The organism is Burkholderia sp. MSMB2157WGS (genome assembly GCF_001532755.1).
GTDB lineage: Bacteria > Pseudomonadota > Gammaproteobacteria > Burkholderiales > Burkholderiaceae > Burkholderia.
Genome location: NZ_LPJG01000030.1, coordinates 418683 through 433999, shown reverse-complemented (window position 1 = coordinate 433999; position 15317 = coordinate 418683). Strand labels below are relative to the sequence as shown.

The following is a 15317-nucleotide window of genomic DNA, read 5'->3' as shown; positions in this document are numbered from 1 at the left end:
GTCACCAGTCCTCCCGCTCCGACGCGCGTGGCCTGGCCCGAGTCGTCGCTGTCGGGCGCTTCCGCACAGTTCCGACGGCGGCCCCGGTCGGGGTTGTCGCGGCCGTGGTGCCGCGCTTGCTCGCGACCGGCTTGCGGCGCGCCACCGGTTCGGCAGCGGAAGCCGAATCGGCCGCGTCCGCCGGTGCATCCCGCTCGTCGAGGCTGAGCATCATGCGAACGCCAAGCGCGTTCATCACCTTGAAAAGCCGTTCGATGCTGACCGCCGACGGATTGGCTTCGAGCTGAGCATAAGATTGCTGGGTGATGCCGAGGCGGGCGGCCAGTTGCGCCTGCGTGAGCCCCGCGGATTTGCGGAAGCCGACGAGGATCGGGCGCAATTGGGTCAAGGTCTGGACAGGAAAGGCCATCGGGCGCTCCGCGAGATGACAGGCGATCGTTTGTAATCTGAAAATACAGTCTATGGCATGTATCGTCAAAATACAAACCATAGACTGTATTGACAAAAAACAAGCAATAGCCTGTTACGCGGAGCCCGATCGGTCAACCTGCCTGCGGTCGTCGCGCACGACACCCGCGTATCGCCCCATCACGCCGCCCGCGGAGCATACGTGTGCATCGCGGGATGCCGTGCAAGGCATCCCGATACTCCATTACGCGAAACCGTCCCATGCCGTATGCCGCGGCCGTCGCTCGGCGGCGCTCGTGCGGATTTTGCCCGGGAGCGTCGTGCCGCTCGGGTGGGCGGTAGCATCGGTACGCCAAGCACGCCATGCCGATGGCGACATCACGCAAAAGAGGCTCGCGGGGGCGAGCCTCTTCTTCATCCCGAGCACTCGATCGCGCGTATCGAAGGCATCGACGAGCGGCGCGACGACCCGCGTTCACGACCCACGCGTCGAGCGATTCGTCCAATCGGCCAGTGCCGGCCACTGCGCATAGCCGCGCCGGATGAACCCGGCGCCCGTGCGGATCACGAGCGCACCGATCGTGAGCGCCGCCAGATCGTCGAGACGGCCGAAACCGAGCAGCGCCGCACTCATCGCGAGCGCCGCGAGCAACGACGACAGCGCATCGGTCCGCACGTGCCAGCCGCTCGCCTCGAGCAGCGCGGAGCCGGTCTCGCGCGCCTTGCGCAGCATCCAGTACGACAGCACGGCCTTGCCGGCGAGCGTGACGGCAGCCAGCGCGAGCGCGGTCGCGCCCGGCTGCACGACGGGCGGCGTATCGAACCGGGTCAGCGCATGCCAGATCATCTGTGCGCCGGTCGCGGCCAGCAACGCGCCGAGGCCCGCGAGTGCGAGCGGCTCGTAGGTCGGGCGTCGCTCCGGCGGCAGGCGCGCGTCGAACCGGCACGCGACGAGGATCAGCGCATCGGCCGCAAGATCGATCGCGGCGTGCGCGACGTCCGCGAGCAGCCCCGACGAATGCGCGGACCATGCCGCCGCCGTCTCGACGGCGAGCAGCAGCAGGTTGATCGCGAGGCTGACGGCGAGGACGCGGGACGTGGCTGCGTAAACGTGGGGCGTGGCGCGCGACGGGCGCTGCATGTCGGTTCGCTTGTCGGAATCGGGGCGGCTTCGAACGTTACCGGCCGAAGGTGGCACGCGAATGACAGATCAAACGAAGGCCGCGGGCGGCGATCAGGCGCCCGGCGATCCACTTTCCGCTCACCCGTAGCGCTCCACGCTTTCGATCATGCTGAAAAAATTACAGCGCGCGTTCGTTGGGTAGCGAATTCGACGGCATCGCATGAGGCTGCCGCGCCGTCGACGCAGGCCGCTCGAGCGAGCGTCGAAGTGCGACAAGCGACGCTGCCAACGTGCGGACAGGACCGTGATTTGCTCGCGCGACAGCCCGGCATGTTCGCTCGAACGGCGCATGTTTTTTCTCGGGCGCCATCGGGTACCGCCGAGCGACGAAATGCACTGCCCACTCGCTTCAGCATTCAGATGCACGACAGCCCACGCCTTTCCCCGTCCGACACGATCCGCGAATCGAGCACGATCGTCGTCAGCCGCGTCGTTCATCCGGGGCGGGAAAGGCAATTCGATCGATGGGCGCGCGAGATCGACGCGGCAGCGCGGCGCTACCCGGGGCATCTCGGAAACGTTCGCCTGAGCGATTCAAGCGGCATCAACTACCTGGTTTATCGTTTCGACTCGCCGGAGCACCTGCATGCGTGGGAGGACTCCGGGGAGCGGCGAAAGCTGGTTGCGAAGGGCGACGAGATATCGGACGAACATCGCGACGCCGCCGTCGGCATGGATGCGTGGTTCGCGATCGCCGGCAAGCCCGCTACACCGAAGTGGAAGACGTTTCTCGTGACGTGGCTGGCGGTTTATCCGGTCCTGCTGTCGATCACCTACCTTCTGAGCGCGCTCCTTCCCGCCCTGGAGCGTCCTGTCCAACTCGCGCTCAGCTCCGCACTCCTGACTTCGTCGCTGACCTGGATCGTCATGCCGTTCGTCACGAGGCAACTTCGGCCATGGCTGCTCCGGGGCGTGAAGCAGGTCGACAGGCTGAGCGACCGACAAAGTAACGGATGACGACCCATGCAGAATGAACAATCGATGTCAGGGATGCCGACGGCCGGCCTGCCGGCCGGCTTCGATCGACGATTCAGCCGGCGCTACGCGCTGGTCGACGACGTACGCCTCCATTACGTGACCGGCGGGCCGGACGACGGCGAGATGGTGATCCTGCTGCACGGCTGGCCGCAAACCTGGTACACGTGGCGTCACGTGATGCCAGCGCTGGCGGAAGAGGGGTATCGCGTCGTTGCGGTCGATTACCGCGGCGCAGGCGAATCCGACAAGCCGCTCGGTGGCTACGACAAGGCCTCGATGGCCGGCGACATCCGCGCGCTCGTTCGCCAGTTGGGCGCGACGCGCGTTCATCTCGTCGGCCGCGACATCGGCGTGATGGTCGCCTACGCGTACGCCGCGCAATGGCCTGCCGAGATCGCGAAGCTTGCGATGCTCGACGTTCCGATGCCGGGCACGCGAATCTGGGACGAAGCGAAGGCCCGTGCCGATCCTCAGATCTGGCATTTCGGCTTGCATCAGCAGCGCGATATCGCCGAAATGCTGATTGCGGGCAAGGAGCACGCGTACATCCTCGATTTCTACAAGAAGAGAACCCACGTCCCGCTGTCGGACGACGATATCGCCGTCTACGCCGCCGCTTATGCGGCTCCAGGCGCGCTACGCGCCGGATTCGAACTCTATCGCGCGTTTGCGCAGGACGAGATGCAGTTCAAGGCGTTCATGAAGCACAAGCTCCCGATGCCGGTACTGGCGCTCGCCGGCGACAAGAGTAACGGCGCCAAGGAACTCGACATGGCGAAGGAACTGGCGCTGGACGTGCGTGGAGCCGTTGCGCCGAATACCGGCCATTGGCTGCCGGACGAGAATCCGGCCTTCCTGACGCGACAATTGATCGACTTCTTCAGGGAAGTGGCGCCCGGCCGCTGAAGGCCGGCGCGCTTCGTGCCGCCGTCGCACGCATGCGGGTGTTTTGTTGCTGCGCGTGTGGCGTGTGGCGCGATCGTACTTTTCCGGCTGCCGTGCAAAAGGCGGCTGTCCCGATCCAGCGGATGACCCGAGACGCTCGGTGAATTCGTGGCCATGACCCGATAGGGATTCCAGCGTTTCGATGCCGCACCGCGCCACGCCGTAACGAGCGGGGCCGGATTCGTGCGTCTTCCACTGGGTAATGCTCGACATTATAGAAATAATGTCAAAAGCAAACCATTCGATGATTGGATATTTGACGGTTTACGTTATATTATTCATAAAAATTCTCGATAGAACCCGCCATGTCCGATCTCGTCGCCGATGAACCTCGCCTCACCGCCGAAATCGAGCGCCTCAAGGCCGACTTCCCGAAAACGCGCGAGCTGTACCGTGAAGTCTGCGCGCTGCTGTTCTTCCGCTTCGGCGTCACGCCGACGGCGAACCGCCTGTACCAGCTCGTTCGCAAGGGCAGCATGAGCACGCCGACGGCTGTCCTCGGCGAGTTCTGGGCCGAGCTGCGGGAAAAAAGCCGTGTGCGCATCGAGCATCCGGACCTGCCGGCCGATTTGCAGGCAGCAGCGGGCGAACTCGTCGCGGCACTGTGGAACCGCTCGAGCACCGCGGCGGCCGCGGCCCTCGACGCGCTGCGCGCGGAAGTCGAAGCCGAGCGGGCCGCGGCGCACGCGGAAGTCGCGACGTTGCAGGCCGATCTGGCCCGTACCGAAACCGCGCTGGAGCAACGCACGGCGGCGCTGCTGGCCGCGCAGGTCCGCATTCAGGAACTGGAGCAGGCGAGGGCGGCGGACGATGCATCGCGGCAAGCGCTGCAAGCGGATATCGAGCGCCTGAAGGCCGACAACGCGGAGGGCGATCGTGCACTCGCCGAGGCCCGTGCGGATTTCACCACCCAGCTCGACCGGTTGCGCGACGACGCCGGTCGCGCCGAGGAGCGCCTGCGCGCGTCGGAGAAACGGGCGCTTCAGGAGATCGATCGCGAGCGGCTCGCCGCCGCGCGATTGCAAAAGGAGCTCGACGCGGCCGCGTCGCGCGCGGAACAACGCGATGCGCAGCAGCGGAAAGACATGGCCGCGCTGCAGGCGCAACTCGGCGACGCGCTGCATCGCTGCGGCGTGCTTCAGGGGCAGCTCGACGGCGCACTGGCGGCCGAGGCGGCGCGCGGCAACGAGCTCGATGCGGTGAGGCGCGAGATGGCGGCGCTGGTGCGCCGGCCGCCGTTGCGCGGAGTCAAGAGCGCTCCGGCCGCCGAACGCAGCGAGCGTCGGGCGCGCATGAGAAAGCGTGCCGACGAAGCGCCGCGCTGACGGCGCGATCGACTCGCCGTGATGACACGCCGCCCGCGCACGCCCCGGGCAGACGAGAAGCGCGCTGGCAAGGCATTGGGCTCGCGACGGGGATCGGGTAAAGTGCCGCTCAACATGCCGGCTCGACGTTACTAGACGACCGGTCTAATCGTTGCTACCATACGCCATCATGAATGCATCTTCAGGCGCCGAAGTCCGCCAGCACATCCTGAATATCGCGAAGCCGATCATGCTCCACAAGGGGTTTTCGGCGGTCGGTCTGAACGAGATTCTCGCCGCGGCGGGCATCCCGAAGGGCTCGTTCTACCATTACTTCGGCTCGAAAGAGGCATTCGGCGAAGCGCTGCTCGAATCGTATTTCGAAGGCTATCTCGCGCATCTCGACAACCTGCTCGAGCAGCAGGCCGGCACCGGCGCCGAGCGCCTGATGACGTACTGGGGCAACTGGCTGCACACGCAATGCGCGGACGATCCGGAAGGCAAGTGCCTCGCGGTGAAGCTCGGCGCGGAAGTGTCGGATCTGTCGGAAGCGATGCGCACGGTACTGCGGCGCGGCACCAGCCAGATCATCGAGCGGCTCGCGGGCGGCATCGAGGCCGGGCTCGCCGACGGTTCGCTGAGCGGCGTGGACGATCCGTCATACACGGCCGCGATCCTGTACGAGTTGTGGCTGGGCGCGACGCTGCTGGAAAAGATTCACCGCGACCGCAAACCGCTCGAACGGGCGATGGCCGAAACGCGGCGCATGCTGAACCTGCCGCCGGCCGCGCCGCGCGACGGGGCGTAGTCGTAATCCGGGCGTGCATGGGCGCGCCTTTTTTTGCCTTGATTCTAGACGACTGGTCTACTCAATCATTCATGACGAATGCCTCACGCCGCGTTACGCTGTTCCGATCGTTCCAACCGCGTGCCTGCAATCGCACCGGCGCGACCGCCGACGCCGCCGCAGGCGCGCACTTCCCGCTGGTCCATCCCTGATCCGAGCGTGCCCATGAAGCACGTTCATTCCCGTTGACGGAGGCTCACATGCCGCAAAGCAAAACCGCAAACCGCCAGATCGTCCTGAATTCGCGCCCGGTCGGCGCGCCGACGCCGGACAACTTCCGTGCCGAAACCGGCGACGTGCCGGTGCCTGGCGCCGGCCAGGTGCTGCTGCGCACCGTCTGGTTGTCGCTCGACCCGTACATGCGCGGCCGGATGAGCGACGCGCCGTCCTATGCGCCGCCGGCCGAACTGGGCCAGCCGATGGTCGGCGGCACGGTCAGCCGTGTGGTGGCGTCGAACCTGCCCGCGTTTCGCGAAGGCGATCTCGTCGTGGCCGGCGCCGGCTGGCAGGACTATGCGCTGTCCGACGGGCGCGACCTGATCCCGCTCGGCCGCGACTTCGCGCACCCGTCGTACGCGCTCGGCGTGCTGGGCATGCCTGGCTTCACCGCGTACACCGGGCTGCTGACGATCGGCGAACCGAAGGCCGGCGAAACCGTGGTCGTCGCAGCCGCGAGCGGCGCGGTCGGCGCGGTGGTCGGCCAGATCGCGAAGCTGAAGGGTTGCCGCGTGGTCGGCGTCGCGGGCGGCGCCGACAAGTGCGCGTACGTGACCGGCACGCTCGGCTTCGACGCGTGCGTCGACCATCGTGACCCGGCGTTTGCGGCCAAGCTGAAGGACGCGTGCCCGAACGGCATCGACGTGTATTTCGAGAACGTCGGCGGCGCCGTGTTCGACGCGGTGTGGCCGCTGCTGAACGACCATGCGCGCGTGCCCGTCTGCGGAATCATCGCGCATTACAACGACGCGGCATACGACGACAAGGCCGTGTCGACCGGCCGCGACCGCGTGCCGGCGCTGATGGGCGCGATTCTGCGCAAACGCATCCGCGTGCAGGGTTTCATCATTCTCGATCACTATGCAACCGGCTATGCGACGTTCCTGAAGGACATGAGCGAGTGGGTCGCGCAAGGCAAGGTGAAGACGCTCGAGGACGTCGTTCCCGATCTCGCCGACGCGCCGCAAGCGCTGATCGGTTTGCTCGCCGGCAAGAATTTCGGCAAGGTCGTCGTGCGGGTCGGCCCGGACGAACTGGCCTGATCCCCGCTCGGCGACAGACCGCCACTGCACGCTGGCGTCGCGAGACGCCGGCTTGTGGCATGCTCGTTTCCGTTTTCAAAGGAGTGGAAAAAATGGCGCTTCACGTGATTGCTTCGCTGTTCCTGAAACCCGAACACGCGCAGGCCGCCGAGGCCGAACTGCGCAGCATGGTCGCCAAGACGCGCACCGAACCGGGCAACCGGCGCTATGACCTGTTCCGCGAGCAGGACGGTTCGCCGAACCTGCATCTGTACGAAATCTACGACGACCAGGCGGCGTTCGACGCACACCTCGCGAGCCCGTATTTCGGCGAATTCCGTGCGAAGTCGGCCGACTGGTTTACCGCACCGCCGGTCATCAAGGTGCTATCGGGCATCGACGTGGCCGAGTAACGACGCACGCACGCAACACCCCCGCCGCGGCTCGCCCACACCCGGGCCGTGCGGCAGCCGTTGCACACGACGCAACGGCGACGACGACCCCACGGCGCAGCACGCCCCGTTCGCGCCGCTTCCCCAATACAACGGCCCCGGAGGCTGAATGATCACCCTCAACATCAACGGCGAAACCCGCTCGGTCGACGCCCCCGACGACATGCCCTTGCTCTGGGTGCTGCGCGACGTCGTCGGTCTGACCGGCACCAAGTTCGGCTGCGGGATCGCGCAATGCGGCGCGTGCACCGTGCATCTCGACGGCGTTGCCGCGCGCTCGTGCGTGCTGCCGGTCGCGGCCGTCGCGGGCCGCAAGATCACGACGATCGAAGCCGTCGGCGCGACGCCGGCCGGCCACAAGGTCCAGCAGGCGTGGCGCGAGCTCGACGTCGTCCAGTGCGGCTACTGCCAGTCGGGGCAGGTGATGGCCGCCACCGCGCTGATCGCAGCGAATCCGAATCCGAGCGATGCCGACATCGACGCGGCCATGGCCGGCAACATCTGCCGCTGCGGCACGTATCACCGGATTCGCGCGGCCGTCAAACAAGCCGCGAAGGAGGCCTGACATGTCACGTGGACTGATCGAAGCAGGTCGGGCCGGCGCGGGCGTGTCGCGCCGCGGGTTTCTCAAACTCGGCATGTCGCTCGGCGCGGCGGCCGGCGGCGGCTTGCTGCTCGGCTTCAGCCTGCCGGCGGCGGGCGACGATGCGCGCCGCTCGGTGATCGGCGGCGACGCAGCCGAACCCGCGCCCCCCGGCGTGTTCGCCCCGAACGCGTTCGTGCAGATCGACCGCGCCGGCAAGGTCACGCTCGTGATGCCGAAGGTCGAGATGGGGCAGGGTGTCTATACGGCGCTGCCGATGCTGATCGCGGAAGAGCTCGAAGTGCCGCTGTCGAGCGTGACGCTCGATCATGCGCCGCCGAACGAAAAGCTGTTCCTCGACCCGCTGCTCGGCGGCCAGCTCACCGGCGGCTCGACGTCGGTGCGCTACGCGTGGGATCCGCTGCGCCGCGCGGGCGCGACGGCGCGCACGCTGCTGGTCGCGGCCGCCGCGAAGCAATGGAACGTCGATCCGGCCAGTTGCCGCGCGGCGAACGGCGAAGTGCAGCATCCGCCGAGCGGCCGGCGCGCATCGTACGGGCAGTTGGCCGACGCCGCGGCGAAGCTGCCGGTGCCGAAGGACGTCGTGCTGAAACAGCCGGCGGATTTCAAGCTGATCGGCACGCCCGCGAAGCGCCTCGATTCGCCGGAGAAGGTCGACGGCACCGCGCAGTTCGGGCTCGACGTGCGCGTGCCCGGCATGCTGTATGCGGTGATCGTGAACAGCCCGGTGTTCGGCGGCACGGTCGCGAGCGTCGACGACACGGCCGCGAGAAAAATCCCCGGCGTGCGTCAGGTCGTGCGCGTCGACAACGCGGTCGCGGTGGTCGGCGATCACACGTGGGCCGCGAAGCGCGGCGCATCGGCGCTCGTCGTGAAGTGGAACGAAGGCGCGGACGCGAAGGTGTCGACGAAGGATCTTTTCGCGGATCTCGCGCATGCGGCGGCGAACGGCAAGGGCGCGGTCGCGCGCAAGGAAGGCGACGTCGGCAAGGCGTTCGCGAACGCGAAGACGCGCGTCGACGCCGTCTACGAACAGCCGTTGCTCGCCCACGCGACGATGGAGCCCGTGAACTGCACGGTGCACGTGCGCGGCGACGGCTGCGACATCTGGGTCGGCACGCAGGTGCCGACCCGCGTGCGCGACACGGCGCAGCAACTGACCGGGCTGGCGCCGGACAAGATCGTCGTGCACAACCATCTGCTCGGCGGCGGATTCGGCCGGCGGCTCGAAACCGACATGGTCGGCCAGGCCGTGAAGGTCGGCAAACAGGTCGCGGCACCGGTGAAGGTGATCTGGACGCGCGAGGAAGACGTCCAGCACGACATGTACCGGCCGTGCTACTACGACACGATCTCGGCCGGCCTCGACGCGAACGGCAAGCCGATCGCGTGGCAGCACCGGATCGTCGGCTCGTCGATCCTCGCGCGCTTCGCGCCGCCCGCGGTCAAGGACGGCGTCGATCCCGACGCGGTCGAGGTCGCGGCCGAGCTGCCGTACGACCTGCCGAACCAACTCGTCGACTACGTGCGCCAGGAGCCGCGCCACGTGCCGACCGCGTTCTGGCGCGGCGTCGGGCCCACGCGCAGCACCTTCGTCGTCGAGAGCTTCATCGACGAACTGGCCGCGCAGACCAAGACCGATCCGGTGCAGTACCGCCGCGCACTGCTCGACAAAACGCCGCGCGCGCGCAACGTGCTCGACGTCGCGACGAAGGCGGCGGGCTGGGGCGCGCCGCTGCCGAAGGGGCAAGGGCGCGGCGTGTCGGTCATGCACGCGTTCGGCAGCTTTTTCTCGATCGTCATCGACGTGGCGGTGGACGGCGGCGAGGTGCAGGTCAAGCGCGTCGTGTGCGCGGTCGACTGCGGCATGTACGTGAATCCGAACACGATCGAGGCGCAAGTGCAGGGCGGCATCATCTTCGGGATCACGGGCGCGCTGTACGGCGAGATCACGATCGAGGACGGCCGCGTCGTGCAGACCAACTTTACCGACTATCGGGTGATGCGAATCAACGAGACGCCGCCGATCGAAGTCCATCTGGTGAAGAGCGGCGAGGCGCCGGGCGGGATCGGCGAGCCGGGCACGGCCGCGACCGCGGCGGCGCTGTCGAACGCGATCTTCGCGGCCACCGGCACGCGGCTGCGCAAGCTGCCGGTCGGCAACCAGCTGAAAACGGCCTGAGGGGAGGGGACGACCATGCGACATCTCACCCTGAACCCGAGCCTGAATGCGCTCCGTGCCTCGTTGCTCGCGCTGTCCGCACTGGTGGCCGGCACGGTCGCGCATGCCGCGCAGACGGCGCCCGCCGACAGCGCGCTCGTCGCGCGCGGTGCGTATCTAGCGAAAGCCGGCGACTGCGTCGCGTGCCACACCGCGCCGCGCGGCACGCCGTTCGCGGGCGGCCTGAAGATGGTCACGCCGATGGGCGCGATCTACACGACCAACATCACGCCCGATCCGGAGACAGGCATCGGCGGCTATACCGAAGCCGATTTCGCCGCCGCGTTGCGCAAGGGCGTCGCGAAGGACGGTCACCACCTGTATCCGGCGATGCCGTATCCGTCGTACGCGAAGCTGAAGGACGACGACGTGAAGGCGCTGTATGCGTACTTCATGCACGGCGTCGAACCGGTGAAGCAGGCGAACCGGGCGTCCGACATCCCGTGGCCGCTCAACATGCGCTGGCCGCTCGCGTTGTGGAACGTGGTGTTCCTCGACACGACGCCCTACGCGGACAAGCCCGCGAAGGATGCGATGTGGAACCGCGGCGCGTATCTCGTGCAGGGGCTCGGACACTGCGGGTCGTGCCACACGCCGCGCGGCGTAGGCTTCCAGGAGAAGGCGCTCGACGAAAGCGGCGCGGCGTTCCTGTCGGGCGCCTCGATCGACAACTGGTTCGCGTCGAACCTGACCGGCGAGCACAACACCGGGCTCGGCCGCTGGAACGAGGCCGACGTCGCGCAGTTCCTGAAGACCGGCGCGAACCAGCACGCGACCGCGTTCGGCTCGATGGTGAGCGTGATCAACCACAGCACGCAGGAACTGACCGACGACGATCTGGCCGCGATCTCGCGCTACCTGAAATCGCTGCCGGCGGCAGGCGGCACGGGCGCGCCGCCGTACCGCTACGATCCGAAGGCGACGCAGGCCGCGCTGGGCCGGCCGGCAACCGATCCGGGCGCGAAGGTGTATAACGCTTACTGCCTGCATTGCCACGGCGTGGACGGGCGCGGCTATGCGCCGCTGCTTGCGCCGCTCGCCGGCAATCCGAACGTGCTGGAGGCCGATGCGTCGTCGCTGATCAACGTGACGCTGAACGGCAGCGACACGCTCGTGATCGGCGGTGTGCCGTCCGCCTATCCGATGCCGGCATTCTCGAACCAGTTGAACGACCGGCAGATCGCCGACGTGCTGACGTTCATGCGCGCCGGCTGGAACAACGGCGCGCCGGCGGTGCAGGCGGCGGACGTCGCGAAACTCCGCAAGGCGACGGCGGCCGCGCACTGAGCGCGGTATGCTGCGCAACGATGGCGGGCCGCCGTGCCTGCCGCCCATGTCGCCCGGTGCGTGCCTGCCCCGGCAGCGTGGCTTTTTCTGTCAACCGGCGCGTGGCCGTTCGCGGCAGCGCGCGTTTTATCGACGCAATGTAGGGGTGTCTGGATGGCTAACGTGACTTATACGGATACGCAACTGCTGATCGACGGCGAGTGGGTCGACGCCGCGAGCGGCAAGACGATCGACGTCGTGAACCCGGCGACCGGCAAGCCGATCGGCAAGGTGGCCCACGCGGGCATCGCCGATCTCGACCGTGCGCTCGCCGCCGCGCAGCGCGGCTTCGAAGCATGGCGCAAGGTGCCCGCCCACGAGCGCGCGGCGACGATGCGCAAGGCGGCCGCACTGGTGCGCGAACGTGCGGACACGATCGCGCAGTTGATGACGCAGGAGCAGGGCAAGCCGCTCGCCGAAGCGCGCATCGAAGTGCTGTCGGCGGCCGACATCATCGAATGGTTCGCGGACGAGGGCCGCCGCGTGTACGGCCGGATCGTGCCGCCGCGCAACCTCGGTGCGCAGCAGACGGTCGTGAAGGAGCCGGTCGGCCCGGTCGCGGCGTTCACGCCGTGGAATTTCCCGGTCAACCAGGTGGTGCGCAAGCTGAGCGCGGCGCTCGCGACCGGCTGTTCGTTCCTCGTGAAGGCGCCGGAAGAAACCCCGGCATCGCCGGCCGCGCTGCTGCGCGCGTTCGTCGACGCCGGTGTGCCGGCCGGCGTGATCGGCCTCGTATACGGCGATCCGGCCGAAATCTCGTCGTACCTGATCCCGCACCCGGTGATCCGCAAGGTCACGTTCACGGGTTCGACGCCGGTCGGCAAGCAGTTGGCCGCGCTCGCGGGCCAGCACATGAAGCGCGCGACGATGGAACTGGGCGGCCATGCGCCGGTGATCGTCGCCGAGGACGCGGACGTCGCGCTCGCGGTGAAGGCCGCCGGCGGTGCGAAGTTCCGCAACGCGGGGCAGGTCTGCATTTCGCCGACGCGCTTCCTCGTGCACAACAGCATCCGCGACGAATTCACGCGCGCGCTGGTCAAGCATGCGGAAGGGCTGAAGGTCGGCAACGGCCTCGACGAAGGCACGACGCTCGGCGCGCTCGCGAATCCGCGGCGGCTGACCGCGATGGCGTCGGTTGTCGACAACGCGCGCAAGGTCGGCGCGAGCATCGAGACCGGCGGCGAGCGCATCGGCGCGGAAGGCAACTTCTTCGCACCGACCGTGATCGCGAACGTGCCGCTCGAAGCGGACGTGTTCAACAACGAGCCGTTCGGCCCGGTCGCGGCGATTCGCGGCTTCGACAAGCTCGAGGATGCGATCGCGGAGGCGAACCGTCTGCCGTTCGGGCTGGCCGGCTACGCGTTCACGCGCGCGTTCGCGAACGTGCACCTGCTGACGCAGCGCCTCGAAGTCGGGATGCTGTGGATCAACCAGCCGGCGACGCCGTGGCCGGAAATGCCGTTCGGCGGCGTGAAGGATTCGGGCTACGGGTCGGAAGGCGGGCCGGAAGCGCTGGAGCCGTATCTCGTCACGAAGTCGGTGACGGTGATGGCCGTCTGACGACGACTTGAGCGTCGTGACGCCGCCGCTTCCGGGCACGGGGCGGCGGCGTTTTTTTGTGGGCGCGTCGACCACGGCGAACCTCAGCGGATCGGCAGAATATCCTCGAAGACGCGTCTCACCGCACTCTGCTGGTCGGGGTTCAGATCTCGGTAGGCGGGCGGAACCTTGCCGCATTCGGCGACCTTCGCGCTTTTGACCTTTTCTTTCGCGACTGCCCACTCGCCGGACAGATGGCCTTCGAATCTCATGCCGAAGGGGCTATTGGCGCCGGCCGCCTGACCCCAGCCGTTCACCATCATGGTTTCCTGCGCGCCGCCCCACGCGAGCGGGTGCTTGCCGTCCTGCGACTCGCGGCGGTTCTGGCAGGAGTCGGCATTCGGCACGCAGTGGCCCCCGATGATTTGCTCCGGCGTGGCCTTCTTCAGGTCGGCCAGATCCAGCAGCATGTAGTTCTCGAGATTGACGAGATAGTCGCGATTGCTTTCGGCGATCAAGATCGCCGCCATCGCGTTGCCGAGCGCCTGATCGTTCGCGGCGGCTCCGCTCAGGCCGCCCGCGTAAACCGTCTTCATCGCTTTGAGCAGCTCCGCCGGCGTCCTGTCTTTGGCGGCCCTGGCAAACATCGTCGGGTAGTCGCTGGCGAAACACGTGCTCGAGTTCCCGTTCGCTCGTCCCCAGAAGTGAATGTAGTTCGAGTATTGTCCGCCTCCGCACTGGCGATAATAAATGGCCTCGTTCATCGAGAAGAACTGGCTCCGGCCTCCTGCGCCAGCGCATTGATAGGCCGCGAGACGCAGGAACTTCAACGGGCTCACGACGTTGCCGAAGTAGTTGCGGTTGTCGGGACCGGCCGCAGGAAGGCGATCGTTCGCCCCGTCGCAACGTTTCGGGTCGGGCGGGGGCGCTTCCGGCCTCAGCGGCATACGCTCGACGACAGTGTCGACTTTCGCGTCCGCGACCCTGAGCGCGGCTTCGCGCAACACATCCGACGTGACGTAGAGCGGCCCACCGCGCATGTCGACGGCATAGCAGGCGGTCGCTCCTTGCGCCTGCACGGCGAAAGAAAGTGCGGCGGCAAACGAACATGCGGCGATCCCCAAGGTGCCGCCGATACGGTGACGATCGATATCCATGAACGGGCTCCGGTGATTTCGTGGATGGGAAAGGGCCCGCGAGTGGGCATGCGTTAACAGCAAGCCGGCGCGCGCAGATGGTCTACGGGCCGACAGCGCTGCCCGACATCGCGGGATGAAGGACACAGGAGGAAGGGACGCTCGGGACGAGCCGTTGTGAGCTGCCCGGGAATCGAGGGATGCGGTGCGTTAGTCGCGCATCGGACTGGCCGGATGGATCAGGCCGTTCTTGGGAATGGGACAAGCAGTGACATACCGATTAGCCACGGCATTTTAATTTTACATAACGTGAATTATCGACAGTTTTGGTTGTAGCAGCCATATCCTAATGTCGTGTTCTGGCTATTTACAGATGTCGTGTTTTTGACTGCTGGCATGCTGGACGGCTCGTTGAGTAAGCCCGGGAGCCGACCATGCAGCCAGCCGGATTGGTGACACTGACGATGCGAGAGCTTGATCGACTCAAGGTAATCCAGGCCGTGGTGGACACGGGCTTGAAGCCTGGCGTGCGGCTGAACGGCTGGGCCTGAGCGTGCGCCAGGTGGAACGGCTGATCATCCGATATCGAGAGCAAGGAGCCAGCGGCGTAGCTTCGGGCCGTCGCGGCCGGCCGGGCAACCGCAAGCTCGACGACGGGCTGGCGTTACGTGCCCTGACCGTTATTCGCGAGCGCTACGCTGATTTCGGGCCGACGCTGGCGTGCGAGAAGCTCTGGGAGTGCCACGGCATTCGGCTGGCCAAGGAGACGGTCAGGAAGCTGATGACGGACGCTGGGCTTTGGATTCCGCGTCGACAGCGGCCGCCGAAGGTGTATCAGCCACGAGCCCGACGCGCGTGCCTGGGCGAACTGATCCAGATCGACGGCAGCGACCATCGGTGGTTCGAGGAACGGGCGCCGGCCTGCACGCTGCTGGTGTATGTGGATGACGCGACGAGCCGATTGATGATGCTGCACTTCACGCAGACAGAGTCGACGTTCAGCTACTTCGAGGCAACACGGGCATACATCGAACGGCACGGCAAACCTGGGGTGTTCAAGAAGAAGCAACGCGAGATCACGCAGGCCGACGTCGAGCATGTGATCGTGGATCTGGCGCAACGTCGGCAAACCGCAG

Annotated in this window: 14 protein-coding genes and 1 pseudogene; 11 read left to right on the top strand and 4 right to left on the bottom strand. The window is 66.9% G+C overall.

Annotation, left to right across the window (positions count from 1 at the left end):
* Position 1: 1 nt before the first annotated feature.
* The 3 genes from WT53_RS20505 to WT53_RS33595 form a co-directional block, all read right to left on the bottom strand.
* Positions 2–409, bottom strand: coding sequence for a helix-turn-helix transcriptional regulator (locus tag WT53_RS20505; protein ID WP_034204827.1), 408 nt, complete (start codon positions 407–409; stop codon positions 2–4).
* A 474-nt stretch (positions 410–883) separates the two neighbouring features.
* Positions 884–1549 (bottom strand): cation diffusion facilitator family transporter, encoded by a 666-nt coding sequence (locus WT53_RS20500; RefSeq protein WP_034204826.1) that lies wholly within the window; start codon positions 1547–1549, stop codon positions 884–886.
* 120 nt (positions 1550–1669) lie between these two features.
* The gene (locus tag WT53_RS33595; protein WP_156447893.1) at positions 1670–1882 is read right to left on the bottom strand and encodes a hypothetical protein; all 213 of its coding nucleotides are present in this window, start codon (positions 1880–1882) and stop codon (positions 1670–1672) included.
* Between the two features lie 69 nt (positions 1883–1951).
* On the opposite strand from WT53_RS33595, the gene WT53_RS20495 reads away from it, so the two are divergent.
* From WT53_RS20495 to WT53_RS20450, 10 genes are all read left to right on the top strand, one after another.
* The gene (locus WT53_RS20495; protein ID WP_034204825.1) at positions 1952–2548 is read left to right on the top strand and encodes a membrane protein; all 597 of its coding nucleotides are present in this window, start codon (positions 1952–1954) and stop codon (positions 2546–2548) included.
* Between the two features lie 144 nt (positions 2549–2692).
* Positions 2693–3475 (top strand): alpha/beta fold hydrolase, encoded by a 783-nt coding sequence (locus WT53_RS20490; RefSeq protein ID WP_230624772.1) that lies wholly within the window; start codon positions 2693–2695, stop codon positions 3473–3475.
* Between the two features lie 344 nt (positions 3476–3819).
* On the top strand, positions 3820–4839 hold the full coding sequence (locus tag WT53_RS20485) for a DNA-binding protein (RefSeq protein WP_034204823.1): 1020 nt from the start codon (positions 3820–3822) through the stop codon (positions 4837–4839).
* A gap of 169 nt (positions 4840–5008) precedes the next feature.
* On the top strand, positions 5009–5626 hold the full coding sequence (locus WT53_RS20480) for a TetR/AcrR family transcriptional regulator (protein WP_034204822.1): 618 nt from the start codon (positions 5009–5011) through the stop codon (positions 5624–5626).
* A gap of 239 nt (positions 5627–5865) precedes the next feature.
* On the top strand, positions 5866–6924 hold the full coding sequence (locus WT53_RS20475) for an NADP-dependent oxidoreductase (RefSeq protein ID WP_034204821.1): 1059 nt from the start codon (positions 5866–5868) through the stop codon (positions 6922–6924).
* Between the two features lie 92 nt (positions 6925–7016).
* Entirely contained in the window at positions 7017–7316 is a 300-nt protein-coding gene (locus WT53_RS20470; RefSeq protein ID WP_034204820.1) for a putative quinol monooxygenase, read from the top strand.
* Positions 7317–7464: 148 nt separating this feature from the next.
* Complete coding sequence (locus WT53_RS20465) at positions 7465–7920, top strand: (2Fe-2S)-binding protein (protein WP_059505285.1); 456 nt, start codon at positions 7465–7467, stop codon at positions 7918–7920.
* A gap of 1 nt (position 7921) precedes the next feature.
* Complete coding sequence (locus tag WT53_RS20460; RefSeq protein ID WP_060261223.1) at positions 7922–10141, top strand: xanthine dehydrogenase family protein molybdopterin-binding subunit; 2220 nt, start codon at positions 7922–7924, stop codon at positions 10139–10141.
* A gap of 15 nt (positions 10142–10156) precedes the next feature.
* Positions 10157–11467 carry a cytochrome c gene (locus tag WT53_RS20455; protein ID WP_060261219.1) on the top strand — a complete coding sequence of 437 codons (1311 nt, stop codon included), beginning with the start codon at positions 10157–10159 and terminating at the stop codon, positions 11465–11467.
* Positions 11468–11620: 153 nt separating this feature from the next.
* The gene (locus tag WT53_RS20450; RefSeq protein WP_059783503.1) at positions 11621–13066 is read left to right on the top strand and encodes an NAD-dependent succinate-semialdehyde dehydrogenase; all 1446 of its coding nucleotides are present in this window, start codon (positions 11621–11623) and stop codon (positions 13064–13066) included.
* An 83-nt stretch (positions 13067–13149) separates the two neighbouring features.
* Here the strand turns inward: WT53_RS20450 and WT53_RS20445 are convergent, their stop codons facing one another.
* The gene (locus tag WT53_RS20445; RefSeq protein ID WP_060261216.1) at positions 13150–14202 is read right to left on the bottom strand and encodes a hypothetical protein; all 1053 of its coding nucleotides are present in this window, start codon (positions 14200–14202) and stop codon (positions 13150–13152) included.
* A gap of 413 nt (positions 14203–14615) precedes the next feature.
* Here WT53_RS20445 and WT53_RS32720 point away from each other — a divergent pair.
* Positions 14616–15271 (top strand): annotated as a pseudogene (locus WT53_RS32720) (ISNCY family transposase); the annotation flags it as partial.
* Between the last annotated feature and the right edge of the window lie 46 nt (positions 15272–15317).

Coding starts and splice junctions, on each gene's coding strand:
- WT53_RS20505 (WP_034204827.1), bottom strand. CDS start 409: ATGGCCTTTCCTGTCCAGACCTTGACCCAATTGCGCCCGATCCTCGTC.
- WT53_RS20500 (WP_034204826.1), bottom strand. CDS start 1,549: ATGCAGCGCCCGTCGCGCGCCACGCCCCACGTTTACGCAGCCACGTCC.
- WT53_RS33595 (WP_156447893.1), bottom strand. CDS start 1,882: ATGCGCCGTTCGAGCGAACATGCCGGGCTGTCGCGCGAGCAAATCACG.
- WT53_RS20495 (WP_034204825.1), top strand. CDS start 1,952: ATGCACGACAGCCCACGCCTTTCCCCGTCCGACACGATCCGCGAATCG.
- WT53_RS20490 (WP_230624772.1), top strand. CDS start 2,693: ATGGTGATCCTGCTGCACGGCTGGCCGCAAACCTGGTACACGTGGCGT.
- WT53_RS20485 (WP_034204823.1), top strand. CDS start 3,820: ATGTCCGATCTCGTCGCCGATGAACCTCGCCTCACCGCCGAAATCGAG.
- WT53_RS20480 (WP_034204822.1), top strand. CDS start 5,009: ATGAATGCATCTTCAGGCGCCGAAGTCCGCCAGCACATCCTGAATATC.
- WT53_RS20475 (WP_034204821.1), top strand. CDS start 5,866: ATGCCGCAAAGCAAAACCGCAAACCGCCAGATCGTCCTGAATTCGCGC.
- WT53_RS20470 (WP_034204820.1), top strand. CDS start 7,017: ATGGCGCTTCACGTGATTGCTTCGCTGTTCCTGAAACCCGAACACGCG.
- WT53_RS20465 (WP_059505285.1), top strand. CDS start 7,465: ATGATCACCCTCAACATCAACGGCGAAACCCGCTCGGTCGACGCCCCC.
- WT53_RS20460 (WP_060261223.1), top strand. CDS start 7,922: ATGTCACGTGGACTGATCGAAGCAGGTCGGGCCGGCGCGGGCGTGTCG.
- WT53_RS20455 (WP_060261219.1), top strand. CDS start 10,157: ATGCGACATCTCACCCTGAACCCGAGCCTGAATGCGCTCCGTGCCTCG.
- WT53_RS20450 (WP_059783503.1), top strand. CDS start 11,621: ATGGCTAACGTGACTTATACGGATACGCAACTGCTGATCGACGGCGAG.
- WT53_RS20445 (WP_060261216.1), bottom strand. CDS start 14,202: ATGGATATCGATCGTCACCGTATCGGCGGCACCTTGGGGATCGCCGCA.